This is a genomic window from Chryseobacterium sp. ON_d1 (assembly GCF_006829085.1).
In the GTDB taxonomy this organism is placed as follows: domain Bacteria; phylum Bacteroidota; class Bacteroidia; order Flavobacteriales; family Weeksellaceae; genus Chryseobacterium.
In genome coordinates this window covers 99,946-123,425 of sequence record NZ_BJTC01000008.1, presented here as the reverse complement: position 1 = coordinate 123,425, position 23,480 = coordinate 99,946, and the positions used below count along the sequence as shown (strand labels likewise).

The following is a 23,480-nucleotide window of genomic DNA, read 5'->3' as shown; positions in this document are numbered from 1 at the left end:
ATTCCCCTCCCTTGGAGGGGTGGCAAAAATTCAAAGAATTTTTTGACGGGGTGGTCCACCCAATAGCACCAAACATTAAACTATGAACTTTAAACCTTTAATCTAAATCTAAATCTAAATCTCCAATTTTCACCCATATATAAATATCATTCATTACATATCATTAAAGTTTGTATATTTGAGAAGTTTGTGTAAAATCAAAAATTATCTTTAATGAAAAAGCTAAATATTGGAATACTTGCCCTTTCAGGCATAGTATTTCTTAATTCGTGTGGTGCGGCAAAGACTGCAAAGACAGAGAATAAAACCGAAGCTACAGCGACCATAGCTGAGCCGGTAAAAGAAGAAGCAAAAGAGGAGGGGATTAATTTGTCATACATGGATACAAGTGTCCGTCCGCAGGATGACTTTTTTAGCTATGTGAACGGAAACTGGGTGAAAACGACTCAGATTCCTTCCGATAAAGCAAACTGGGGATCTTTCAATGCTTTGAGAGAAAATGTGGATGATGCTTCATTGGATATCCTGAATAAAATTCTTACAGAAACCTATCCAGCCGGATCAGAAGGGCAGAAAATTCAGAATCTGTATGCTTCTTTTATGGATACCAATAAGAGAAATACAGAAGGTCTTACACCTATCAAAGCGGATCTTGCCAAAGTAGATGCCATTAAAAATCTTAATGATCTTCAGAAGTACCTTTTAGAGGCTACGAGGTTAGGAGATAATTCCTTCTACGGATGGAGGGTAGGCGCTGATATGAAGAATTCCAATATGAATGCGGTGTATCTTGGTGGTCCGGATTTGGGCCTGGGAAGAGATTACTATCAGAAAGTAAATGATGCCAATACTAAAACACTGGCAGAATATCAGACGTATGTTGGGAAGCTATTCGGAGTATTGGGATACAAAAATAATACCCAGGCGGCGCAGAATGTAGTGGACTTTGAAAAACAGCTTGCGAATTATTTGCTGACGCTTGAGCAGAACAGAGATGCCAATTTAAGATATAATCCTAAAAACGTATCAGAGTTATCAGGTGTGGTTAAAAATGTAGATCTGGCAAAATACCTGAAAGATGCAGGCGTAAATACAGATAGGGTGATCATCGGAGAGCTGAAGTACTACCAGAATATGGATCAGTTTATCACACAGAAAAACCTTCCTTTGCTGAAAGACTATCTGAAATATCATATTATTAATGGAAATGCGAGCAATCTGAATGACAGCTTAGAGCAGATCAGATTCGATTTCTATGCTAAATATTTACAGGGACAAAAAGAACAGCGTCCAATGAACAAAAGAGGGCTTACCCTTGTGAATGGTGTTCTTGGTGAAGCTTTCGGAAAACTGTATGTAGACAAATACTTTACTCCTGAGGCCAAAAAGCAGATGGAAACGTATATTGATTACCTTTTAAAATCATTCAAAACACATATTGCGAATATAGACTGGATGTCTCCTGAAACTAAGGTAAAAGCTCAGGAAAAATTATCCAAGTTTACTGTGAAAATCGCATATCCTGATAAATGGAAAGATTATACCCAACTGAAGGTGGAATCTCCAAAAGATGGTGCTACGCTTTATTCTAACCTTCAGAATGTAGCAGCATGGCAGTATCAGAGAAGTCTGGATAAAGTAGGAAAACCGGTTGACAAAACAGAATGGGGAATGTCTCCGCAAACTGTAAATGCTTACTACAGCGGATCAAACAATGAAATTGTATTCCCGGCAGCTATTCTTCAGCCACCTTTCTATAACCCTAAAGCAGATGCAGCCGTGAACTTTGGTGGTATCGGAGCTGTTATCGGTCACGAGATTTCTCATGGATTTGATGACAGTGGTTCCCGTTTCGATGGGGATGGTAACCTGAATAACTGGTGGACAGATGCTGACCGTAAGAACTTTGATGCAAAAGTGGGGCAGCTGGCAGCGCAGTACAGTGCTTATGAACCCGTAAAGGGCAGCTTCGTGAACGGTAAATTTACAAGTGGTGAAAACATCGGTGACTTAGGAGGGGTAGCAGTAGCTTATGATGCACTTCAGATGTATTTAAAAGATAAAGGAAATCCTGGAAAAATCAGTGGCTTCACTCAGGATCAGAGATTCTTTATGAGCTGGGCAACCGTTTGGAGAACTAAAGCGACTGATCAGTATATGATCAACCAGGTGAAAACAGATCCACACTCTCCGGGAATGTTCAGAGCTTTCGGTCCTTTGGTAAATCAGGACTCATTCATCAAAGCATTTGATATCAAACCGGGAGACAAAATGTATAAAGCTCCTCAGGACAGAATAAAAATCTGGTAATTTTACCTGAAATTGTTAGAAAAGAAAAATCCATCTCTTATTGTTTGAGATGGATTTTCTTTTCTTAATATTCTCTCTTGTAATTCCTTAGCACAAATTTTATTCCGGTTTCCATAATGTCGCCCATGGTTTTACAGTATTTGAAATTGACATCATAAGTAAGTTTTTGCAAGGCCGTTCTTAATTCTATAACATTGGTTTCCGGTGCAATATTGTCTTTTTTCATAATAGAAATCAGTTCATCAAATCTGTTTTTACTGCTGGTTACTCTTTTTACGATCTGTGAACGGACTTCCTTACGGTATTGTTCTATAGAGCTGGGTTTCAGTTTTTCCAGAACCATATTGACCATTTGATTGTTTTCTTTGAAATACTGAGGAAGGTAGACTTTCAGATTTCCTTCATAAGTCTGCTGATCAAAATCAATGGGGCGAATTCTGTAAATCACCTGGTCAAAATCATGTATTGGAATAACAACATAATTGTAAGAGCGCATGTCACCCAGGAGCCCAATGAGGCAGCGCTCATTGAACTTTACAAATTCCTTGGAAATCTGTGCTTTTTCCAGTTCCGTACAATTGGGCAGGTGCTTTTGAATAAAAACATCTCCGGGAATTCCTAAAATATGCTCTTCAATCAATGTATTTTTATACACCAGAAAGTTGATTCTGTTGGGAGAAAGCAGATCTTCAAGCTCCAGTCCGAATATCCGGGAGGCATCCGCCTGTTTAATATAAAAATACGTATAATTATCATTAAGTATATTTCTCACCCGGATCCGAAACGGTTTAGAGTTTCCGAAGGTACAGAAATCAATGGTATCCACTTTCAGATATGGTAAGGTAGCAATATCTCCATCAGAATGAAGGAGAGTATAAATTTTATTGAGATTAGCTTCTATTTCTTTAAACTCATATTCAGAATATAATACCCCAAGCCACAAAGTATCCTTGCCATCTTTATCCAGGATACTCACACTGTCGCTGAACCTCAGGAGGTCTTCATACAGGAACCTGATCTTGGTCGTTCTGTTATATTTTTCCAGATATTGATGTAATGCTTCTGAAACTGGAAATATGGGTTTTCTGAATGCTATTTTTACATCTTTCATGACGCTGTTCGCTTTGTTTAAATATAATGAATATTTTTTGTAACGTCTGAGGAATTCTTATTTTAAAGTTCATTTGATACTTTTGTATAAAGCGAAGGAAACAAAATTTTTATTTTATTTTTTCTGGAAGATTTCATTTATTTTTTCATAGCTTAGTGACATCGTAATGTGATGATTTTATGTCAGATAAATGGTAGTAAATTTTGATGACTCAAGAAAAATCTTAGTAAAATTTTGTATGTTACAGTTTTTTTTTAAATTTAAACATTGGATTGGTAATTTATTTGATTCGTCTGTAAATTATTCAAAGACAGATCCAAACCAAAATAGTAAATCTCAAAATAACAATAATATGGCAATGTTTAATTATGGTGTTGGCGGAAACGAGGTAAAAGTAGACGCTAATGAAGCTATCCAGGAAATCCAGGAAAATAAATCACTGATAGTAAGCCAGCTTACAACAGAAGAGTCTTATACCCCTGAAGTCATAACAGGATTAAAAACAGTGGAAGATGTTTTCAAACATTTCCAGCCTTCAGTATCGGTACAGCACGAGACAGAAGATGGGGGAATAGTAGAAGAGGAATTCCGTTTTCAAAATCTTGGAGACTTTACCCCTAAAAGCCTTACTCAGAAGTCAGATTATCTGCAGCAGCTGAGCATGGAACAGGAGCAGTACAATAAAATTGTACGTCAGCTGAAAACTAACAAAATTCTACGAAACATGCTGGAGAACGATCAGACCAGAGCAGCGTTCATAGAAGTATTGAAAGAAGTGGCACAAGAACTTGAAAAATAATTAAAGACTTACATTGAATCATGGATAGCAAATTACAGGCACAGGAAAGCCAGCAGCAGGGGCAGCAGCAACATGCAGGACAGCCGAAAGGCAACCCGCTTGCAGAGCTCAATAAAATGGGAGGATTTGGCTTTGTTGAATCCGTCGTAGACGGTATTGCCAATATGAACCCAACAAGAAAGGCAAGAAAAGAAATCTTCCTGAACGATAGCAATAAAGCAGACGAAAGAAAAGAGCTTCTTCAGAAGATCAATCTTTGGGTAAGCCTTTTAGAGGGTAAAGAATCAGCTGATAAAATGGCAGAAACGTGCAAAAACAAAGCACAGCAGGCCGATCAGAATCTGAAGAAAAACTTAAAAAGCACACTGGATGCTGTTCGTATGCTGGAAACCAACTACAGAACAGTAGCGCAATTCTACAAAAATACAGAATTGGATAAAGTGGATAACGTAAGTATCGTAAATGCCAGCCTTGAGCAGGTTTCCGATCTGGATAATCCCCTGTTCATCGATGCCATTTCTGAAGAATTTAAAAACTACTACGACCGTCTTGACCTTAGAGACAACTATTCAATCCTGGCAATACCGGGATATTTAGGATCCAATAAGGTCATTGAGAAATGGGCAAAGATCTGTAACGAAAACAAAGTAATGATGGTTACAGACTTCGCCAACCTTGACAAACCGGATGATGTGGTAGATTTATTTCACTCTGCAAACCTTACAGGAGGAGAACTCCACAGAAGTAATGTTATTATGACATGTAACTGGCTGGTAGGACGTGGTAAAGCAGAAGAAGTAGGAGAAGAAGAAAATGTAGAACTTCCACCTTCCACTTCGTTAGCCGGAAAAATCCACAAAACTCTGATGTCTCAGGTAGCCGCAGGTAAAAAACATGGTAACATCAACGAAGTAGACGCTGTAAAATTCGAGTTGAAGAAAAGTGAAATTTCTCAGCTGGAAAAAATGGGTCTTGTACCAATGGTCAACGAATATGGAAAAATTATGGCTTTCTCTGCAAAGACCTTATTTACAGGAGACAATATTGGTCTTCAGACCTATTCTGTAGTTCGTGTATTCGACTATGTAACCAAGGTATTGCTTGACTTCCTGAACAGAAGAGCTTTCGAAAACTGGAATGCAAAAAACGAAGACGATTTGAGAAGGCAGATTGTAACCTTCCTTGATAGCATCAAAGGACCGGACAAACTGATCGAAAAATTTAAAATTGTTCGTTTCGAGCAGGACAGAGTCAATAAAGACAGAGTATGGCTGGATATCCGTATGACACCTTATTTCCCTACAAAAAGTTTTGTTATTAAACTTGACGGACATAAAGGAGATGATGGTAACGAATGGGATGCAGAATATGCTCAGGAGTAAAATAAATATACTTTAAATAATAAAAACCGATGCAATTTTACATCGGTTTTTTTTCAACCAACATCTATGAAATTGAATATGAATAAGAAACTTATCATTGGCTTACCCACTCTGCTGATGGTACTTTTGATGAGTTGCGAAAAAAAATACCAAAGCCCGGGGCATTACGAAAATGATCTTTTTGCAGACGAACACCAGGAAGGAAAAGCATATATCATGAATAAAGATGAATGCTTTGATGGCAGTGAACTCGTTATTGCCAGTTCAGAGGTAAAGCTGGCCGACAGCTCCAAAGGACGTGGGAAATCATTCTTTCTTTATAAAGTAAAATCAGGAAAAGTATTGAAGACGGTGAGAGATTCTACGGTCGAAATGCCCATGCTGTTTTTATCCCAGTATAAACTCAAGATAAAAAGCAGTGATTCTATGTATGTTTATTTGAAAAAACTGGAAGGGTACCGCTTTTTAAAGAAGGACAGAAACCTTAATTATCAGTGGTTAAAAGCAGCTCCTGTATATACTGTGAAAGCTGATAAATAAATTTTATCTTTGCAGATGTTACATAGACTTGCAGTATATAGCTATGCAGCTGCTGTTTAATAAATGAATAACAGTTGCGGTGTCATGCTGAACGGAGTCGAAGTATCTTATAAAAAAGCAAAACAAAAATTTTTGGAGAAGGATAAAAGAAATTCAGACTTTCTACACGTTGGTAACAAACTTCTGGAATGGTATAGGAATAATGCGAGAGATCTGCCTTTCAGACAGACAAAGGATCCTTATAAGATCTGGATCTGCGAAATTGTATTTCAGCAGACAAGGATCAGTCAGGGACTGAACCATTATAATAATTTTATTAAAAGATTTCCTGATGTAAAAACGTTGGCAGGAGCGGAAGAAAATGAAGTTTTACTTTACTGGAAAGGATTGGGTTATTATTCAAGAGCGATCAATATCCATAAAGCTGCCCAACAGATCATGAATGATTATCAGGGAGTTTTTCCTCACCAGTATGAAGAAATTTTAAAATTGAAAGGAGTAGGGAAATATACAGCTGCTGCTGTTTCAAGTATATGCTTCAATGGAAGAATACCCGCTGTTGACGGAAATTTTTACCGGGTGCTGAGCCGTATTTTTGCGGATGATTTTGATATTTCGAATTCAAGGGCGTTTACCTATTTTTCTGAGTTGGCAACTTTAGTTATGCCTGATAATGTGGGAGATTTTAATCAGGCGATGATGGATTTAGGTTCAGAGATCTGCAAGCCCAAAAATCCATTGTGTGGAGAATGTCCTCTTAATGAAGACTGTCTGGCATTTTCCCTGCAGAAGATCTCAGATTATCCCGTAAAAACAAAAAAAGTAAAAGCAGAAGATCTTGCTCTGACCTATTATTTTGTTCACAGAAACGGACAGTTTCTGATCCGTCAGAGAGCAGATGATTTTATCTGGAAGAAATTGTTTGAATTTCCTACCGCTATTCCTGTTGATATGGAGCCATTTATTACCGGCTCAAAAACGGTTACCCATAAGCTGACTCATAAGAATTTAAGCATTGAAATATTGAATGTTGAGGTCATTTCAGAAAAGATATGGAATAATTTTATCGCTGAAAATCAATACCAGATTACAGATATTGAGGGCTCTCATGAAAAATCGTTTCCAAAGCCTCTGGAAAATTACATTCAAAACGCTCTGAAAGACTGAAATTTGTCTTCCGAAATCTGAAATCTAATTTGTACTTTTGCAAAATGATTAAAAAAGTCATTTTTATTTTTGTATCGCTGCTTTTAATTTCATGCGGAAAAGACCCTTCACCAAAACCTTATGGAGAACTGCGTCTTGAATACCCTGCCCCGAAATACCAAAAGTTTGAAAACGGTTGCGCCTATTCCTTTGAATATTCGGACTTTGCTTCGCTCGCACCAGCCAAAAAACCTTGCTGGTTCTATCTGAATTATCCGAAAATGAAGGCTAAGCTTTTTATTACCTATTATCCGATACAGAATGACTTTGATGCTCATATCAAGGAAGCTGAAAAAATGGTGTATGAACATACCATTAAAGCCAGTTCTATAGATACCAAATCCTTCGAATATCCTGAAAAGAAAGTATATGGGAACTTCTATGAACTGAAAGGACAGAGCGCTTCCAATCTTCAGTTTTACATTACAGACAGTACGAGACACTTCGTGACTGCTTATTTATACTTTAATACGAGACCGAAACCGGACTCTCTTGCCCCTGCAGTAAATTATATCAAAAATGATATGAAACATCTGCTGGACACTTTTGAATGGAAAAAATAATTATTTTTAATATACATTGAAAAATATATGAAACTTTTAGTTGTAGGAAGTGTTGCATTTGATGCAATTGAAACACCATTTGGTAAAACGGACAAAATTTTAGGAGGTGCAGCCACTTATATCGGAATCACTTCATCAATTTTAGGCGTTAAATCCGGAATTGTTTCTGTAGTAGGAGGAGACTTTCCACAGGAACATCTTGATATGTTCACAGACAGAGATGTCAATATCGAAGGAATTGAAATTGTAAAAGAAGGAAAAACGTTCTTCTGGTCCGGAAAATACCACAATGACCTGAATACAAGAGATACTTTGGCTACAGAAGTAAATGTGCTGGAAAATTTTGACCCGAAAATCCCTGATTCAATGCAGGATGCCGAAATTTTATTACTTGGAAACCTACACCCGGGAGTTCAGTTATCAGTACTGGAAAAAATGAACAACCGTCCTAAGCTGGTTATCCTTGATACGATGAATTTCTGGATGGACAGTGCATGGGATATCTTAATGGATATGATTGCAAAAACAGATGTCATTACCATCAATGATGAGGAGGCAAGACAGCTTTCAGGAGAATATTCTCTGGTAAAAGCTGCTAAAAAGATCCATACAATGGGTCCTGAATACGTAATCATCAAAAAAGGAGAACACGGAGCTTTACTTTTCCATGATAATAAAGTATTTGCTATTCCTGCTCTTCCGTTAGAAGATGTTTTTGATCCGACAGGGGCTGGTGATACATTTGCAGGAGGATTTGCAGCTTATCTTGCCAAAAAAGGAAAAATCGATTTTGATACGATGAAGTCTGCTCTTATTGTTGGATCTGCAATGGCTTCATTCACTGTAGAGAAATTCGGTACAGAAAGAATAGAGGAAGTAAACGAAGCAGATATGTTCAGCAGATTGAGACAATTCAAAGAATTGACGACTTTTGATGTTGAACTGCAGTAAATAAGTCTTTTTAAGAAATATTTATAATAAAAAATTGAGTGAAATTCGTTAAGAATTCTAAATTTGCAACTTGTTAAAATAGTAAAATGACAAATAAACTAAAAATCACTTTTCTTCTTGGGATTTTCATCATGATATTCTCTTCAAATATGATGAAAGCCCAGCTTAAACCAGGAGATTTAGTGGATGGTATTGCAGCTGTTATCGGGGATGAGATTGTTTTGGAATCTGATGTAATCGAGCAGATGAATTATGGGAAACAACAGGGAGCTGCCAACACAGATAAATGTGAGTTCCTGGAAAACCTGATCAGCAATAAGCTTCTTGTATATGAAGCAAAAAAAGATACCTTAATTGAAAACCGTTCTGCAGCAATCAAAGAACAGGCTAACGCTAAATACCGTCAGTTGCTTTCTCAATTTCCGGACGAAAAAACATTGCTGGCCGCTTATAAGTTTAGAAATGCTTATGAGATGAAAAATGCCATCGAAAAGATAGATACTGACCAGTATTATGGGCAGGCAAAATATCAGAGAGTTACCGATAAAGCTGATGTAACTCCCAATGAGGTAACTGATTTCTACAATATGTATAAAACACAGCTGCCACAGATAAAAGATGAGGTTACTTTGGCTCAGATTATGATCTATCCTACCTTAACGGAAGCCCATAAGCAAGATCTTATCAACAGATTGAAAAAGATCAAACAGGATATTCTGGGAGGGGAAACGTTTGAAAGCCAGGCCAGAATTTATTCTGAAGATGAAGGATCAGCTGCTAACGGCGGTTTATATAAAAATATCAACAAAGGCCAGATGGTTAAACCATTTGAAGCCGCTGCACTGAATCTTCAGGAAAATGAAATTTCAGATCCTATTGAATCTGAATTCGGATTCCATATTATTCAGTTACTGAAAAGATCAGGTAAGGTATATGATGCCAGACATATCCTGTTGAAAGCTACTCCTACTGATGAGGAGATCAAAACTGCAAAAGCAAAATTAGACAGTATCAGAGGACTTATCTTGAATGGTAAAATAACATTTAAAGATGCTGCTTTCAAATTCTCAGATGATAAAAGAACAAAATTCAATGCAGGGGTAATTCCCGGAGCGGATGGTTCTGATAAAATTGAAAGAGAAAGTATCCCGGGAACAATCAGCTACGAGTTAGCCGGATTGAACAAAGGAGATATTACGACTGCTTTTGAAGATGAGGAGAACAGAAGAAAGACGATCAAAATCATCAAAATTGAAGATGTGATCCCTTCTCACCAGATTACACTGGAAACAGATTTCAGCAGAATCAAACAGATGGCGCTGAATAAAAAGAAAAGTGAAATGGTTGAAAAGTTTGTCAATTCTAAGTTGCCAACCACTTTTATTTCTATAGACGGACGTTACGACAGCTGTAACTTCAAATCTAACTGGAAGAAAGAATCAATCAAAAAATAAAATAAAAAACCTTCGGATTTTCTGAAGGTTTTTTTATTGATATATTTATAAAAAATAAGGGTATGGATGATAATTTTTATCTTGACAGGTTTCACTTGGCAGCATCCGGAATTTCTGAAGAAATACTGAATACATATGGACTGAAATTATCCATTGATACAATTTTAGAATCTGTTGTACTAAAAGTTTATAAACCTGAATGGTCTGGAACCCCACAATCACCTTTAAATGCTGAAGGGCGTATTTTCTTTTCAGTCTGGGTAAATGACAAGACAATTCGTGAGGAAAAGATTTTTTATAATATCCATGCTTTGAAATTAAGAATGCTGAAAGCTTACAAAATATCCAGCAGAGATTTTGCTCAAAATTTCAGAAAAGAGTTTTCAATTCATCAAAGTGAATGGCCAAATGTAAGCGTAGATTATGGGCCGCTGACATTATTGGAAGGTTGGACAGAACTCAATACAGATACTATAGAACAGAATATCCATGAGCTTGTTCAAAAATTTTTGAAAATAAGCCCGGTTATTGATAACCTTTTAGATCAGTATTCAAAATAATTATATCGTTTTCCGTATATTTTTAATCAATAGAAGGTTCTGGAAATCGTTGTTTTTAGTATTTTTACGCATGAGCAATTTTATAGATTTCAGCGCTGCTAAAAAACTTCATGATATGGAGGCAACTCAAAATAGAATTTCAACCCTTTTTAATATTAAATATCCGATTATACAGGCAGGAATGATCTGGCACTCCGGATGGAGACTTGCTTCTGCGGTTTCCAACTGTGGAGGATTGGGTATCATCGGAGCAGGAAGTATGTATCCTGATATCCTCAGAGAAAATATTCAGAAATGTAAACAGGCCACAGATAAACCTTTCGGAGTCAATGTACCTATGCTGTATCCCAATATTGAGGAAATTATTCAGATTATCCTTGAAGAAGGAGTGAAGATCGTTTTTACATCAGCCGGTAACCCGAAAACCTATACAGAAACTCTTCAGAAAGCAGGCATAAAAGTAGCCCATGTCGTTTCCTCTACAAAATTTGCTGTAAAATGCGAAGATGCAGGAGTAGATGCCATCGTAGCAGAAGGTTTCGAAGCGGGAGGTCATAATGGAAGGGATGAAACAACCACATTCTGTCTTATTCCAAATGTGAAGAAACACATTTCTAAACCATTAATTGCTGCAGGCGGAATTGCATTAGGTTCACAAATTAAAGCTGCCATGATTCTTGGAGCAGATGGTGTACAGATCGGTTCCCGTTTTGCTGCCACTACAGAAGCCAGCGCCCATGAAAACTGGAAAAAGAAAATCACAGAACTGCAGGAAGGAGATACCCATCTTACATTGAAAGAACTGGCACCGGTAAGAATGGTTAAAAATAAATTCTTTAATGAACTGGAAGAAATTTACCAAAGTGGAAGAAACAAAGACGCTTTGATCGCTTCATTGGGAAGAGCCAGGGCCAAAAAGGGAATGTTTGAAGGTGACATGGAAGACGGAGAGCTGGAAATAGGTCAGGTGTCTGCTTTGATTGATGAAATTCTTCCGGTGGAAGCCGTATTCAATCATTTGCTCAAAGAATTTGAAGAAACCAAAATGCCTGCTTTTTAAGTATAATTTTACTCAATGGAAGGAAGAATAATTGATGTAAAGGGAAACAAATTATATATAGAACATTATAATCCGTTTGAGGGCAGACCAACCATTGTTTTTCTGCATGATTCACTCGGTTCAGTACAGCTTTGGAGAGACTTTCCTGCCAGATTATCCGAAATCACGCAATGCAATATTCTTGCCTATGACCGTTTAGGATATGGGAAATCAACCCCCATGCCTACTCATGAAAGACCGGTGAATTATATGGAATTAGAAGCTCATGTACTGAATGAACTCTTGCTTGAAATTGAACCTGATATTGAGGATGTTATTTTATTTGGACATAGCGATGGAGGAACAATCGCTCTGATTATGGCAGCTGTTTATCCGGAATGGGTAAGAGCCGTTATTTGTGAAGCCGGACATATCTTTGTGGAAGACATAACGTTGAAAGGTGTTTATGACGCATGGGAAGCCTATAAGACAACTAATCTTGCAGAGCGTTTACAAAAGTACCACGGAGATAAAGTAGAAATGCTTTTCAAAGCCTGGACAGAAACATGGACCCGCGATGATTACAGAAGCTGGAATATTGAATACCTTTTGAAACATATTACCTGTCCATTGTTATTTATCCAGGGAGAAGCTGATGAATACGGTACCTTGAATCAGGTTGAAAAAACCGTTTCTCAGGTCAGTGGGAGTGCAGAAAAATATATTATTCCTGAAACAGGGCATACCCCTCATAAAGAAGTCCCTGAGCTTGTATTGGAGAAAGCAACAGAATTTATCAGTAAATTTTTTTAATACAGAATTACCTGTAACAATATTTATAAGACATCTTGTAATCCAGGGTGTCTTTTTCAATGGGAAAACTTAAAGATTTACTGTTGAATTAAAGTAACTGAAGTTCGGTAGCAAGATTTTTCTTTGCCTGAGTTTCATATTTTTCCTTAAAATACTCTGTTTTAAAGATACTTTCAAGCTCCAGAAAATGCTTCAGAACTTTTTTTCGTCCCGGCTTATACAGGAAATCCGGATAAATGGAATACTCTTTTCTGATATTCTGAGTGTATTCCAGATAGGTGTTAAAATCTTTACCCAGAACAGAAAGATCAGCATCCAGAAGATAATTGGTATCTGCATGATCAGATCGTAGATGAGTTTTTGTAGCGCGGATCTGCTCAGAGATTATTGAAATTTTACCCTGACTGACGTGAAGTTCGGTAAGCCTTTTTTCAGCTTTGTCAGCACTTTTTTCTTCATTCGTTTTGGAAGTGGCATCGTAGATAATGTCATGGTAAAATACAGAGAAAGAGACTGTGGTAAAATCTGAGATCTTGCTTTTTACTGCTTCAACTTCCACCAGAATATTTTCAAGATGAAGAAGATTATGGTAGTGTCTGCCTTTTTCGGAATATCTGGTTTCAATCTCCTTCCACAGGTCACCGATAAGGTGCTGATTTCCTGTAAACGGAGAGCAAAGCTGTTCAAATTGATTTTTCAGATTCATAGAAGTAAAGTATAAAAAAAGGAACTTTTAAAAAGTTCCCTGATTTGCTTCCAGAACAGCCTTCAGCTCGGCCCAGCCTCCACCGTTATAACCGTCCTTTAATCCTTGAGTATTAAGATAATCCAAAGCTTTTCCACTTCTGTTTCCACTTCTGCAGAATAAGATTACCGGTTTTTCAATCGATAGAATTTCATCTTGTCTATCTTCTACTTCACCCAGAGGAATATTCTTAGCACCGTCTATATTACCGTCCATTTCAAGCTCCATTGGCTCACGAACGTCGATCAATTCATAGTTTCCGGATTGTATTACTTCTATTAAAGACATAGTTGTTTGTTTTAAAATCAGAAACGAAATTACGCAAATTTTTTTTGAAAAAAATCCTAATTAAAACATAAATTTTTCAGAAAATAAGAGATAGCAAGCCGATTGTAAGTTGAACTTCGGTATCAATGATCAGATTGATAAAATAATCTTAATTTTGCAGTGTGAAATTAATGAATGCCGGTGCCGAAAAATATTCCCAACTGATAAAATCCAAGGCAAAAAGTTTTGGATTCCAGAGTTGTGGCATTTCCAAAGCAGATTTTCTTGAAGAAGATGCTCCCCATCTTGAAAAATGGCTGAAGAACAATTATAACGGCGAAATGAAATACATGGAAAATCATTTCGATAAAAGGCTGGATCCACGCCTTTTGGTAGAAGGTTCCAAATCTGTGATTTCACTTTCCTACAATTACTTTCCTGAGGAGAAGATTTCGGTTCTGGAGAATTATAAAATTTCAAAATATGCTTATGCAGAAGATTACCATGAAGTCATCAAAGAAATTCTGCGTGAGATGGTAGCGGAGCTGCAGGAAGAAATAGGAGAATTCGGGTTCCGGGTTTTTGTAGATTCTGCACCGGTAATGGAGCGGAGCTGGGCCAGAAAATCAGGAATCGGCTGGGTAGGGAAAAATGCCAACCTCATTACCAGGCAGAATGGATCTTTTTACTTTCTGGCAGAAATTATCTGTGATCTTGAACTCATTCCGGATCATGCCACTACGGATCATTGCGGAACCTGCAGGAAGTGTATTGATGCCTGTCCCACAGATGCTATTGTTTCTGAAAAAATCATTGATGGCAGCCGATGTATTTCTTATGCAACGATAGAGCTCAAAAATGAAATTCCGGATTATTTTAAAGATAAAATGGAAGACTGGATGTTCGGTTGTGATATCTGCCAGGATGTCTGTCCGTGGAACCGTTTTGCAGCACCTAATAAACAGAGCCGTTTTCAGCCCAACGAAGCGTTGAAAAATTTTAAAAAAGGAGAATGGAAGGAACTTACCCAGGAAATTTTCTCAGAAATTTTCAGAAAATCTCCCGTGAAACGTACCAAATTTGCAGGACTCAAGAGAAATATTGAGTTTTTACAGAAATCTTCTGACTGATTTTCCCTGAACTTTCGGTGACAATCCCTCTTTTGGAATTTTTTGAAGTTCCAAACAAAAGCTGATAACCGACCATTCCTTAAATTTTTCGCTTTAAGGAGGTAAAGATTTGTATCAATAATTTTCTTGAAAAGCTTTTCCTATAAAGAAAAATTGATTTTCAGGAGATCATAATCTCACCGAAAATCAACGTTTTTTCTGTATTCTTTTAGGAGCAGTTTTTACTCTTATTTTAAATCTTTTTTGGGATTTGGTATTTTTACGCATATTTGTGAATATTTCGTAAATAAATATAGCCATTTTTTCGATTAAAACAAATACTTTTACCAAAAATTAAAGATTAAATTTTATTAAAAAAACATGACTGTGAAAACAATACTGATATACCTTCTGAAAGTGGTAGGAATTATTTTGGGAATTGTTATTATCTATATAATTCTTGCATTACTCATTCCATATATTCCTGTTTCAGCTAAAAATGACGGCCAGAAGAAAGAAATCCCGATCTATATTTATACCAATGGAGTGCATACAGATATAGTAATGCCTGTAAAAAACGATCTTCAGGATTGGAGCAGAATCATCCCTTTTGCCAATACAAAATCAAAAAAGACAGATTATCAGTACATCGGAATAGGATGGGGAGACAAAGGTTTTTACCTTGATACTCCTACCTGGGCTGACCTTAAGTTTTCTACCGCAGTGAAAGCCGCATTCTGGTTAAGTGATTCTGCCATGCACTGTACCTATTACAATACGATGAAAGAAGGGAAGGACTGTAAAATGATCATGATCAGCAGGAGCCAGTATCAGAATCTGGTAAAATTTGTGGAAGACAAATTTGACAGAGATCAGAACGGGAATTTTATTCTGATCCCTACAAATGCTGTATATAGCGATAACGATGCTTTCTATGATGCCAAAGGTACGTACAGCTTTCTTTATACCTGCAATACCTGGTCTAATAATGCTTTAAAAGCGGCAGGACAGAAGGCTGCACTTTGGACACCTTCAGACTTTGGAATCTTTCAACACTATAAATAATTCATGAAGAGAATTTATCTGCTTTTCATTCTTCTCTGCATAAGTTCATGTTCACAGGATAGAAAGGACAATATAAGAAGAGCAGTAGAAAGATCTGTTGTTGCTGAAAACAAACCGGAAGCTGATCTTTCCAGATTAAAAATAAAAGCAAAAGAAGCTTTGGAGTTCTGTACTTCAAAGAACCTCAACCGTGATTTCTGTATTCTTATTGATATGAGCCTCCATTCCGGAGTTAACCGTTTTTTTGTCTGGGATTTTAAAAACAATAAGATTTCTAAAAAATATCTGGTAGGTCATGGCTGTGGCTTCAATTCATGGAGTAAGGATGATTCTAAAGCCAATCCGAAATTCAGCAACGAAGACGGAAGTCATCTTTCCTCTTTAGGGAAATATAAACTGGAAGGAAGAGGCTACAGCGAATGGGGAATTAATATAAAATACCTGATGCATGGTCTTGAGGAGACCAACAGTAATGCGTTGAAAAGGTTTATTGTCTTTCATTCCTGGAATCTGATGAGTGATGAAGAAGTATTTCCCAAAGGTTCACCGGAAGGCTGGGGCTGCCCAACTGTTTCCAATAATGCGATGAGAGAAATTGATCCGATGATTCAGAAATCGGGAAAACCCGTGTTGATGTGGATCTATCATTAAATTTTTGTCTTAGATTTGTTCCACAATAATCCTGTCAATTGATTCCATTTTATGAAACATAGGCTTTTCCGTGAGCAACAGCTCACCTGTGATATAGAAACCGCATGGAAATTCTTTTCCTCAGCCAACAATCTTTCAGAGATCACTCCAAAAGACATGGGCTTTATTGTATTGACGAAAATGGAAGATGATGAAATCTATAAAGGAATGCTCATCGATTATTATATTTCGCCCTTATTCGGGATCAAGATGAAATGGCAGACTGAGATCACCCACGTAGATTTTAAGAAAAGTTTCATAGATTTTAAGAAAAAAGGTCCCTACAAACTGTGGAACCACCATCATGAATTTATTCCTAATGAAGAAGGCGTTTTGATGAGAGATACTATAGATTATGAACTTCCTATGGGTTTTTTAGGTGAAATTGCCCATCGCCTTTTCGTCAGAAAGAAGCTGGAATATATCTTTGATTATCGTTTCAGGGTTCTCAGCAAATTGTTCTAACTATTCAATTTTAATCATTCAATAGAAACGGGCTTTAGCCCGTTTAAAAATGATAACCAAAATTCCATTGGCTTTAGCCAAAACTTAAGTTAGGCTCCTTCGGAATAACAGACTGCTAAGTTTATGCGTGTATTTGTCATTCCGGAGAATCTAAATTCCAATAATTAGAATAATCAACTATTGTTTAAGTTTTTTTAACAGTTCTGTGACTGGATTTTCCCACAAAAATCTCTATTTTTGCAGCACTATCGTTTTTACTGAAAAACTAAAGTATTCTGATTGACATGGCAGGTCTGAGGTCATTTTTCTTATTTTATATCATACTGGTTTTTTCCCTTTTCAATTCGAATTGGGCAGAAAAATCGTTGCAGAATATTCCTCACGTTCCTCCTGTAACAAACATTCACGTTCTGGATGTTTATGAAGAAGCAGATATGAACACGCATGCGCTGCCTGCTGCTTCAAAAATTGTAAAACACTCAGTCAGAAAAAATGATTCTGCAGTGGCAGACTTTTCAGGAATAGTAAAAGTTATTCCTAAAATTACCCTTCCGGAAATTGCAGTTTCCATTATTTGCGGAGTTAAATCTTTTCTCCATCTCCTCCAGCTGTACTAAGTTTAAGTTTCTGAAAACCCAATCACTTTTAACGGAAATCTTATAACTTAAACATTTAAAAATGTATTGTAAAAACGTAATAATTTGCATTCTTGCAACATTATTCGCTGTGTCATGCAGTAAAGACAAGAAAAAAAACAGTCAGAAAGAAAAAGAAGTCCCCGTACTGGAAATCAAAGAAAAGGATACACTGGTGAGTAACCAGTTTGTTACTGATATTCAGGCTAAAAAGAATGTTGAGATGCGTTCCAGAATAGGAGGCATTATACAGCATATCTATGTCAATGAGGGACAGTTTGTCCATCAGGGCCAGGCTTTATTTAAAATCAGTGATGCTGAACTGCAGATGGAACTTCTGAAAGCGAATGCCGCATTAAAGCAGACCGAAGCAGATGTTCGTATTGCAGAAGTTGAACTGAAGCAGATCCAGAGTCTTCATGCTAAAAAATTTGTGGCCAATAACGAGCTGGAAATGGTGAAGGCAAAACTTTCCTCTGCGAAGGCAAAACATGCTTTTGCTGATGCTGAAAAGAGAACCGTCCTTCAGAAAATAAGCTTTACAAAGATCACGGCACCTTTTGATGGAGTGATTGACGTGATTCCTCATAAAGATGGAAGCTTAGTGGAAAACGGAACCCTGTTGACCACTCTTTCCCAATTGAACGAAGTATATGCCTATTTTTCCATTCCTGAAAACCAGTACTTTGAGCTTTTAGCCAATGATAAAATCGGTAATCATCAGAAGATTGAACTGACGCTTCCCAATGGAGTTAATTACCAGTTCAACGGAGCTTTAAAAACAGCCGAAGGTGAAATTGACAGAGCTACGGGTTCTATCCGCTATAAGGTACTTTTCCCGAATCCGGACCGTCTGATCAAGCACGGTACTTCCGGAAAGCTTATTATTTCCGAACAGCAGAATAATGCGATCCTAATTCCACAGAAATCTACCTTCTCCATTCAGGATAAGACCTATGTTTTTGTAGTGGATAAGCAGAATAAAGTGAAAATGACCAGCATTAAGATCGGAACTACCCTTAGAGATTCCTATATGGTAGAAAGCGGTCTTAAAAAAGGAGATTTAATCATTTATGAAGGAACCCAGTCTTTGAAAGATGGTGATATCATCAAAATCAAAAAGAAGTATTAACCTTTCATAATCTTTAAACCAATTGACTATGGTAGAAATGTTTATAAGACGAAAGGTTCTTTCGTTGGTGATTTCCATATTATTTGTACTGCTGGGAGTCATGGCGCTGCTGAAAATGCCCATCACTCAATTCCCGGATATTGTACCGCCTTCAGTAACCGTTACAGCAAAATATACAGGAGCGAACGCTGAAGTGTCTGCCAATGCAGTGGCACTGCCTTTGGAAAGGGCAATTAACGGGGTACCTGGGATGACCTATATGTCTACAGTAACTTCTAATGACGGGCTTACCCTTATCCAGGTTTTCTTTGAAGTGGGAACAGATCCTGATGTTGCAGCGGTAAATGTACAGAACAGGGTAACCACTATTCTTGATGAACTTCCTGAAGAGGTGATCAGGGCTGGAGTGACTACTGAAAAAGAGGTCAACAGCATGCTGATGTACCTTAATATCACCAGTACGGATCCCAGTCAGGATGAGCAGTTCATCTATAACTTTACAGATATTAATGTCCTTCAGGAGCTGAAACGTATTGAAGGGGTAGGACGTGCCGAAATCATGGGACAGAAAGAATATTCAATGAGAGTATGGCTGGATCCGCAGAAAATGGCAGCCTACAATATTTCTGCAGATGAAGTCATCACTTCCCTGCAAAAGCAGAATATTTCCGCAGCACCCGGAAAAGTGGGTGAAACGTCAGGTAAAACCTCAAGCCAGCTTCAGTATGTAATCAAATATAAAGGAAAGTTTTTTGAGCCTAAACAATATGAAGAAGTTCCCATCAGGTCTGATGTGGATGGAACCATTTTAAAGCTTAAAGATATTGCCAAAGTGGAGTTCGGAGCAATGAATTATGGTATGGTTTCCAAAACGGACGGAAGACCTTCGGCATCCATTATGATGAAGCAGCGTCCAGGCTCCAATGCCTCTGAAGTTATTGAAAGTGTAAAGGCTAAAATGGAGGAATTGAAAGTCACATCCTTTCCTCCGGGAATGGAATATAACATGGCGTATGATGTTTCCAGATTCCTTGATGCTTCCATCAGTGCGGTACTGACAACTCTTATCGAAGCCTTTATTCTGGTGGGAGTTGTGGTATTTATCTTTCTTCAGGACTGGCGTTCCACATTGATTCCTGTACTGGCTGTTCCGGTGGCGTTGGTAGGAACTTTTGCATTCATGGATATGCTTGATTTCTCTGTCAATCTCTTGACACTGTTTGCATTGGTTCTCGCGATCGGAATTGTGGTTGACAACGCAATTGTCGTCGTAGAAGCTGTCCACGTTAAAATGGAGGAGGGAATGAATGCGATGGATGCAACCATCAGTGCCACCAAAGAAATTGCAGGAGCTGTAGTGGCCATCACGATTGTAATGTCTGCTGTATTTATTCCTGTGGCGTTCCTGGATGGGCCTGTTGGAGTATTTTATCGTCAGTTTTCACTCACGCTAGCTATCAGTATTGTGATTTCAGGAGTGAACGCACTGACACTTACTCCTGCGCTTTGTGCAATTATTTTAAAACCTCATGATCCTAATAAAAAGAAAACCATCATCGACAGGGCTTTCCAAAGTTTCAATACAGGCTTTGAAAGACTGACGAATGGTTATGTCGGTATTTTATCAAAATTTGCTACAAGAACTACAGTGACTTTCGGACTGTTATTTTTATTCATCGGACTGACTTTTGTGACCAGCAAGTTCCTGCCTACCGGATTTATTCCGATGGAAGACCAGGGAATGGTGTATGTAAGTGTAACCACGCCACAGGGAGCAACGGTAGAAAGAACAGAAAAGGTATTGGATGAAGTGACTGTTATTGCCAAAAAGATTAATGGAGTAGAAAACGTGACTACACTTGCGGGCTATAGCATCGTAACAGAGATTGCAGGCTCATCTTACGGAATGGCGATGATCAACCTTAAAGACTGGAAAGAAAGAAATATTTCAGTGAATGATCTGATCGCAGAGCTTTCCGAAAAAACGAAAAGCATTGCAGATGCCCAGATTGAGATCTTTGCACCACCCACCGTTCCCGGATTCGGAAATACCAGTGGTTTTGAATTGCGTTTGCTGGACAGAACCGGAGGAACCATTGAAAATACAGATAAGATCACCAAGGATTTTGTTAAAAAACTCAATGAAGCGCCCGAACTGCAGAACAGTTTTACCAGTTTTGATGCTACTTTCCCGCAATACATGATCAATGTAGATTATGATATGGCAGCGAAGAAAGGTGTGTCAGTAGACAACGCGATGTCAACACTACAAACCATGCTGGGATCATATTACGCTACGAATTTTATCCGTTTCAGCCAGATGTATAAAGTGATGGTGCAGGCAAGTCCTGAGCACAGAGATACTCCTGAAAGCATTCTGAATTTATATTTAAAAAATGACAAGGGCGAAATGGTCCCTTTCTCAACTTTCATCACCATTGAGAAGGTGTACGGCCCTGAAGTACTTACAAGGTACAATATGTATATGTCTGCCATGATCAATGGTGAACCTGCAGACGGTTACAGCTCCGGAGATGCCATTGCAGCGGTAGAACGTGTAGCCAAAGAAACATTACCGAGAGGATTTGATATCGAATGGTCAGGGATGACAAGAGAAGAGATCCTATCAGGAAACCAGACCGTTTATATCTTCGCGATCTGTCTTTTATTCGTATATCTTTTACTGGCTGCACAGTACGAAAGCTTCCTTCTTCCGATGCCGGTATTATTAAGTCTGCCGACAGGAATTTTCGGGTCTTACATCGCATTGGTGGCAGCAGGGCTGGATAATAATATCTATGCACAGGTAGCATTGGTCATGCTGATCGGGCTTTTAGCTAAAAATGCTATCCTGATCGTGGAGTTTGCCGTGGCAAGAAATAAGCAGGGATTTGATATTATTCCTGCAGCGATTGAAGGGGCAAGACAACGTTTAAGACCGATTTTAATGACTTCTTTTGCATTCGTGGCGGGACTTATTCCACTATGTTTGGCATCCGGAGCCGGAGCCATCGGTAACCGCTCTATTGGTACAGCTGCTGCCGGAGGAATGCTGATCGGAACCATCTTCGGACTGGTTGTGATTCCGGGACTGTATATATTCTTTGCAAAACTTGAAAATAAAAAGAAAAATGAAAAGATCAAATCATAGAAATATATGGTATGGAATGGTGTGGCTGTGCCTGGTTTCATGTGCCGTTCCTAAAGTAACAGAACTGAAAAAGACGCAGGAATTACCCAATGAAATCATCCAAAATGATAATAATAAATCTTCGGATGAATTCCAGCAGATCAATCTTAAGGCTTACTTTACAGATCCGCATCTGCTTGAGCTTTTTGATAAAGTAGTTCAGGCTAATCCTGATTTCCAGATTGCCCAGCAGAGAGTGGAGATCGCCAACAGTTTTCTTCAGCGCTCAAAGATGAACCTGTTGCCTTCCCTTGAAATTGGAGTAGACGTTTCCGGTAACCGATACGGGAAATATACGATGGAAGGCGTTGGAAACTATGACACCAATCTTTCGCCCAATATTACGGAAGATCAGAAAATCAACCGGGATTTTACGCCTAATTACTGGCTGGGAGCAAGAAGCAGCTGGGAAATAGATGCCTGGGGGAAACTCAAAAATAAAAAAATTGCTGCCCAGAAGAAATACCTGGCTTCCACAGAAGGGTTGCGATTATTACAGGTAGAGCTTTTCACTGATATTGCCAACCTGTACTATCAGCTGGTGGCTTTGGACAATCGCCTTGCCATTTACCAGAAGAACTATAATCTTCAGCAAAGAGCTTTTGAAATTGTTTTAGCACAGCGTGAAGTGGGAAAAGCCACGGAACTGGCAGTGCAGCAGTTCAAGGCACAGAATAACAACTGGCTTGCAGAGATAGAACATATCAGAGTAGAAATCGTTACGGTAGAACAGGCGATCACAACATTGACAGGAAGCTATGGCGGAGAGGTGAAACGGGGGAAAATACTGATGCCTACCAATATGGATGTCCTGAATAAAACCATAAACGTAGAAAATGTTATTCATTCCAGACCGGATGTGGCGGCCAATTACTATGTTTTAGAAGCTTCTCATGCTGATGCGAAGGCGGCAAGAGCTGCTTTTTACCCTAAGATCGATCTGGGAGCAGGCTTCGGACTGAATTCTTTTTCTGTGGGAACGTTTTTTAAACCAGGTTCATTGGCCGGGCAGCTGTTGGGTGGGCTGATGGTTCCTGTTTTCAATAAAGGGCAGCTGAAATACGAATTTAAGGTAGCCAGCAAAGAGCAGGAAATTGCTTTTTTAAACTATCAGAAAAGTATTACGACAGCTTTTAATGAACTGCAATCTATTTTGAAACAAACTAAAATCTATGAACGTGTCTTGAAACTGAAATCAGAAGAAGTGGCTTTTCTGGACCGTGGAGTTGAAGTTTCCAATGATCTTTATCTGACAGGCTACGCGAATTATTTTGAACTGATTAACTCTCAGAAGAGTAAATTAACCGCTGAATTGGATTTATTACAGTTTCAGCATCAGAATACCAGAAATAACGTCCTGCTGTTTAAAGCATTGGGCGGGAAACTGGATTGATTTTACTTTTTACGATGAAGGAAGCTGTCTTTTCAGGCAGCTTCTTTTTTCACTCTATTCT

The 23,480-nt window shown here is 38.2% G+C and carries 22 protein-coding genes; 19 read left to right on the top strand and 3 right to left on the bottom strand.

Going from position 1 to position 23,480, the window contains the following annotated elements; translation table 11 throughout:
• Window positions 1-213 precede the first annotated feature (213 nt).
• Entirely contained in the window at window positions 214-2,310 is a 2,097-nt protein-coding gene (locus CRS_RS13875) for a M13 family metallopeptidase (protein WP_142724628.1), read from the top strand.
• A gap of 64 nt (window positions 2,311-2,374) precedes the next feature.
• Here the strand turns inward: CRS_RS13875 and CRS_RS13870 are convergent, their stop codons facing one another.
• A complete protein-coding gene (locus CRS_RS13870; protein WP_142724627.1) occupies window positions 2,375-3,421 on the bottom strand; it encodes a hypothetical protein in 1,047 nt (348 codons plus the stop codon).
• Between the two features lie 352 nt (window positions 3,422-3,773).
• Between CRS_RS13870 and CRS_RS13865 the strand changes: the two genes are divergently transcribed.
• The 10 genes from CRS_RS13865 (at window position 3,774) to CRS_RS13820 (ending at window position 12,728) form a co-directional block, all read left to right on the top strand.
• Window positions 3,774-4,220 (top strand): type VI secretion system contractile sheath small subunit, encoded by a 447-nt coding sequence (locus tag CRS_RS13865; RefSeq protein WP_228451261.1) that lies wholly within the window; start codon window positions 3,774-3,776, stop codon window positions 4,218-4,220.
• 20 nt (window positions 4,221-4,240) lie between these two features.
• Complete coding sequence (locus tag CRS_RS13860) at window positions 4,241-5,602, top strand: DUF5458 family protein (protein WP_142724625.1); 1,362 nt, start codon at window positions 4,241-4,243, stop codon at window positions 5,600-5,602.
• A gap of 78 nt (window positions 5,603-5,680) precedes the next feature.
• Entirely contained in the window at window positions 5,681-6,142 is a 462-nt protein-coding gene (locus tag CRS_RS13855; RefSeq protein WP_228451260.1) for a hypothetical protein, read from the top strand.
• An 84-nt stretch (window positions 6,143-6,226) separates the two neighbouring features.
• Window positions 6,227-7,309, top strand: a complete 1,083-nt coding sequence (gene mutY / locus CRS_RS13850) for an A/G-specific adenine glycosylase (protein ID WP_172617083.1) — start codon at window positions 6,227-6,229, stop codon at window positions 7,307-7,309.
• Window positions 7,310-7,353: 44 nt separating this feature from the next.
• Complete coding sequence (gldD, locus tag CRS_RS13845; protein WP_142724623.1) at window positions 7,354-7,911, top strand: gliding motility lipoprotein GldD; 558 nt, start codon at window positions 7,354-7,356, stop codon at window positions 7,909-7,911.
• A 27-nt stretch (window positions 7,912-7,938) separates the two neighbouring features.
• Window positions 7,939-8,862, top strand: coding sequence for a PfkB family carbohydrate kinase (locus CRS_RS13840; protein WP_142724622.1), 924 nt, complete (start codon window positions 7,939-7,941; stop codon window positions 8,860-8,862).
• 86 nt (window positions 8,863-8,948) lie between these two features.
• Entirely contained in the window at window positions 8,949-10,316 is a 1,368-nt protein-coding gene (locus CRS_RS13835) for a peptidylprolyl isomerase (protein WP_142724621.1), read from the top strand.
• 62 nt (window positions 10,317-10,378) lie between these two features.
• Entirely contained in the window at window positions 10,379-10,876 is a 498-nt protein-coding gene (locus CRS_RS13830) for a hypothetical protein (RefSeq protein WP_142724620.1), read from the top strand.
• A gap of 70 nt (window positions 10,877-10,946) precedes the next feature.
• Window positions 10,947-11,936 carry a nitronate monooxygenase family protein gene (locus CRS_RS13825; protein WP_228451259.1) on the top strand — a complete coding sequence of 330 codons (990 nt, stop codon included), beginning with the start codon at window positions 10,947-10,949 and terminating at the stop codon, window positions 11,934-11,936.
• Between the two features lie 15 nt (window positions 11,937-11,951).
• Window positions 11,952-12,728, top strand: coding sequence for an alpha/beta fold hydrolase (locus CRS_RS13820; RefSeq protein ID WP_142724619.1), 777 nt, complete (start codon window positions 11,952-11,954; stop codon window positions 12,726-12,728).
• A gap of 88 nt (window positions 12,729-12,816) precedes the next feature.
• Here CRS_RS13820 and CRS_RS13815 read toward each other — a convergent pair whose 3' ends face one another.
• Together CRS_RS13815 and CRS_RS13810 are read right to left on the bottom strand one after the other, a co-directional pair.
• Entirely contained in the window at window positions 12,817-13,434 is a 618-nt protein-coding gene (locus tag CRS_RS13815) for a hypothetical protein (RefSeq protein WP_142724618.1), read from the bottom strand.
• A 27-nt stretch (window positions 13,435-13,461) separates the two neighbouring features.
• Window positions 13,462-13,761 carry a rhodanese-like domain-containing protein gene (locus CRS_RS13810; RefSeq protein ID WP_142724617.1) on the bottom strand — a complete coding sequence of 100 codons (300 nt, stop codon included), beginning with the start codon at window positions 13,759-13,761 and terminating at the stop codon, window positions 13,462-13,464.
• Window positions 13,762-13,931: 170 nt separating this feature from the next.
• On the opposite strand from CRS_RS13810, the gene queG reads away from it, so the two are divergent.
• The 8 genes from queG to CRS_RS13770 all read left to right on the top strand — a co-directional run bounded on the left by queG (window position 13,932) and on the right by CRS_RS13770 (window position 23,419).
• A complete protein-coding gene (gene queG, locus CRS_RS13805) occupies window positions 13,932-14,870 on the top strand; it encodes a tRNA epoxyqueuosine(34) reductase QueG (protein ID WP_142724769.1) in 939 nt (312 codons plus the stop codon).
• 360 nt (window positions 14,871-15,230) lie between these two features.
• On the top strand, window positions 15,231-15,914 hold the full coding sequence (locus CRS_RS13800) for a TIGR02117 family protein (protein ID WP_142724616.1): 684 nt from the start codon (window positions 15,231-15,233) through the stop codon (window positions 15,912-15,914).
• 3 nt (window positions 15,915-15,917) lie between these two features.
• A complete protein-coding gene (locus CRS_RS13795; protein WP_142724615.1) occupies window positions 15,918-16,565 on the top strand; it encodes a murein L,D-transpeptidase catalytic domain-containing protein in 648 nt (215 codons plus the stop codon).
• Window positions 16,566-16,616: 51 nt separating this feature from the next.
• Window positions 16,617-17,069: an SRPBCC family protein gene (locus tag CRS_RS13790; protein ID WP_142724614.1), complete on the top strand. Its 453-nt coding sequence runs from the start codon at window positions 16,617-16,619 to the stop codon at window positions 17,067-17,069.
• 284 nt (window positions 17,070-17,353) lie between these two features.
• Window positions 17,354-17,686 carry a hypothetical protein gene (locus CRS_RS13785; protein ID WP_142724613.1) on the top strand — a complete coding sequence of 111 codons (333 nt, stop codon included), beginning with the start codon at window positions 17,354-17,356 and terminating at the stop codon, window positions 17,684-17,686.
• Between the two features lie 61 nt (window positions 17,687-17,747).
• Window positions 17,748-18,836 carry an efflux RND transporter periplasmic adaptor subunit gene (locus CRS_RS13780; protein WP_142724612.1) on the top strand — a complete coding sequence of 363 codons (1,089 nt, stop codon included), beginning with the start codon at window positions 17,748-17,750 and terminating at the stop codon, window positions 18,834-18,836.
• 28 nt (window positions 18,837-18,864) lie between these two features.
• Window positions 18,865-21,987, top strand: coding sequence for an efflux RND transporter permease subunit (locus CRS_RS13775; protein ID WP_142724611.1), 3,123 nt, complete (start codon window positions 18,865-18,867; stop codon window positions 21,985-21,987).
• Window positions 21,968-23,419 carry a TolC family protein gene (locus tag CRS_RS13770; RefSeq protein WP_142724610.1) on the top strand — a complete coding sequence of 484 codons (1,452 nt, stop codon included), beginning with the start codon at window positions 21,968-21,970 and terminating at the stop codon, window positions 23,417-23,419. Before CRS_RS13775 ends, CRS_RS13770 begins: the two co-directional genes overlap by 20 nt.
• The last annotated feature ends 61 nt before the right edge of the window (window positions 23,420-23,480 follow it).

Bases quoted from the DNA above. Each gene is read 5' to 3' on its own strand.
- CRS_RS13875 (WP_142724628.1), top strand. From the start codon at position 214: ATGAAAAAGCTAAATATTGGAATACTTGCCCTTTCAGGCATAGTATTT.
- CRS_RS13870 (WP_142724627.1), bottom strand. From the start codon at position 3,421: ATGAAAGATGTAAAAATAGCATTCAGAAAACCCATATTTCCAGTTTCA.
- CRS_RS13865 (WP_228451261.1), top strand. From the start codon at position 3,774: ATGGCAATGTTTAATTATGGTGTTGGCGGAAACGAGGTAAAAGTAGAC.
- CRS_RS13860 (WP_142724625.1), top strand. From the start codon at position 4,241: ATGGATAGCAAATTACAGGCACAGGAAAGCCAGCAGCAGGGGCAGCAG.
- CRS_RS13855 (WP_228451260.1), top strand. From the start codon at position 5,681: ATGAATAAGAAACTTATCATTGGCTTACCCACTCTGCTGATGGTACTT.
- mutY (WP_172617083.1), top strand. From the start codon at position 6,227: ATGCTGAACGGAGTCGAAGTATCTTATAAAAAAGCAAAACAAAAATTT.
- gldD (WP_142724623.1), top strand. From the start codon at position 7,354: ATGATTAAAAAAGTCATTTTTATTTTTGTATCGCTGCTTTTAATTTCA.
- CRS_RS13840 (WP_142724622.1), top strand. From the start codon at position 7,939: ATGAAACTTTTAGTTGTAGGAAGTGTTGCATTTGATGCAATTGAAACA.
- CRS_RS13835 (WP_142724621.1), top strand. From the start codon at position 8,949: ATGACAAATAAACTAAAAATCACTTTTCTTCTTGGGATTTTCATCATG.
- CRS_RS13830 (WP_142724620.1), top strand. From the start codon at position 10,379: ATGGATGATAATTTTTATCTTGACAGGTTTCACTTGGCAGCATCCGGA.
- CRS_RS13825 (WP_228451259.1), top strand. From the start codon at position 10,947: ATGAGCAATTTTATAGATTTCAGCGCTGCTAAAAAACTTCATGATATG.
- CRS_RS13820 (WP_142724619.1), top strand. From the start codon at position 11,952: ATGGAAGGAAGAATAATTGATGTAAAGGGAAACAAATTATATATAGAA.
- CRS_RS13815 (WP_142724618.1), bottom strand. From the start codon at position 13,434: ATGAATCTGAAAAATCAATTTGAACAGCTTTGCTCTCCGTTTACAGGA.
- CRS_RS13810 (WP_142724617.1), bottom strand. From the start codon at position 13,761: ATGTCTTTAATAGAAGTAATACAATCCGGAAACTATGAATTGATCGAC.
- queG (WP_142724769.1), top strand. From the start codon at position 13,932: ATGAATGCCGGTGCCGAAAAATATTCCCAACTGATAAAATCCAAGGCA.
- CRS_RS13800 (WP_142724616.1), top strand. From the start codon at position 15,231: ATGACTGTGAAAACAATACTGATATACCTTCTGAAAGTGGTAGGAATT.
- CRS_RS13795 (WP_142724615.1), top strand. From the start codon at position 15,918: ATGAAGAGAATTTATCTGCTTTTCATTCTTCTCTGCATAAGTTCATGT.
- CRS_RS13790 (WP_142724614.1), top strand. From the start codon at position 16,617: ATGAAACATAGGCTTTTCCGTGAGCAACAGCTCACCTGTGATATAGAA.
- CRS_RS13785 (WP_142724613.1), top strand. From the start codon at position 17,354: ATGGCAGGTCTGAGGTCATTTTTCTTATTTTATATCATACTGGTTTTT.
- CRS_RS13780 (WP_142724612.1), top strand. From the start codon at position 17,748: ATGTATTGTAAAAACGTAATAATTTGCATTCTTGCAACATTATTCGCT.
- CRS_RS13775 (WP_142724611.1), top strand. From the start codon at position 18,865: ATGGTAGAAATGTTTATAAGACGAAAGGTTCTTTCGTTGGTGATTTCC.
- CRS_RS13770 (WP_142724610.1), top strand. From the start codon at position 21,968: ATGAAAAGATCAAATCATAGAAATATATGGTATGGAATGGTGTGGCTG.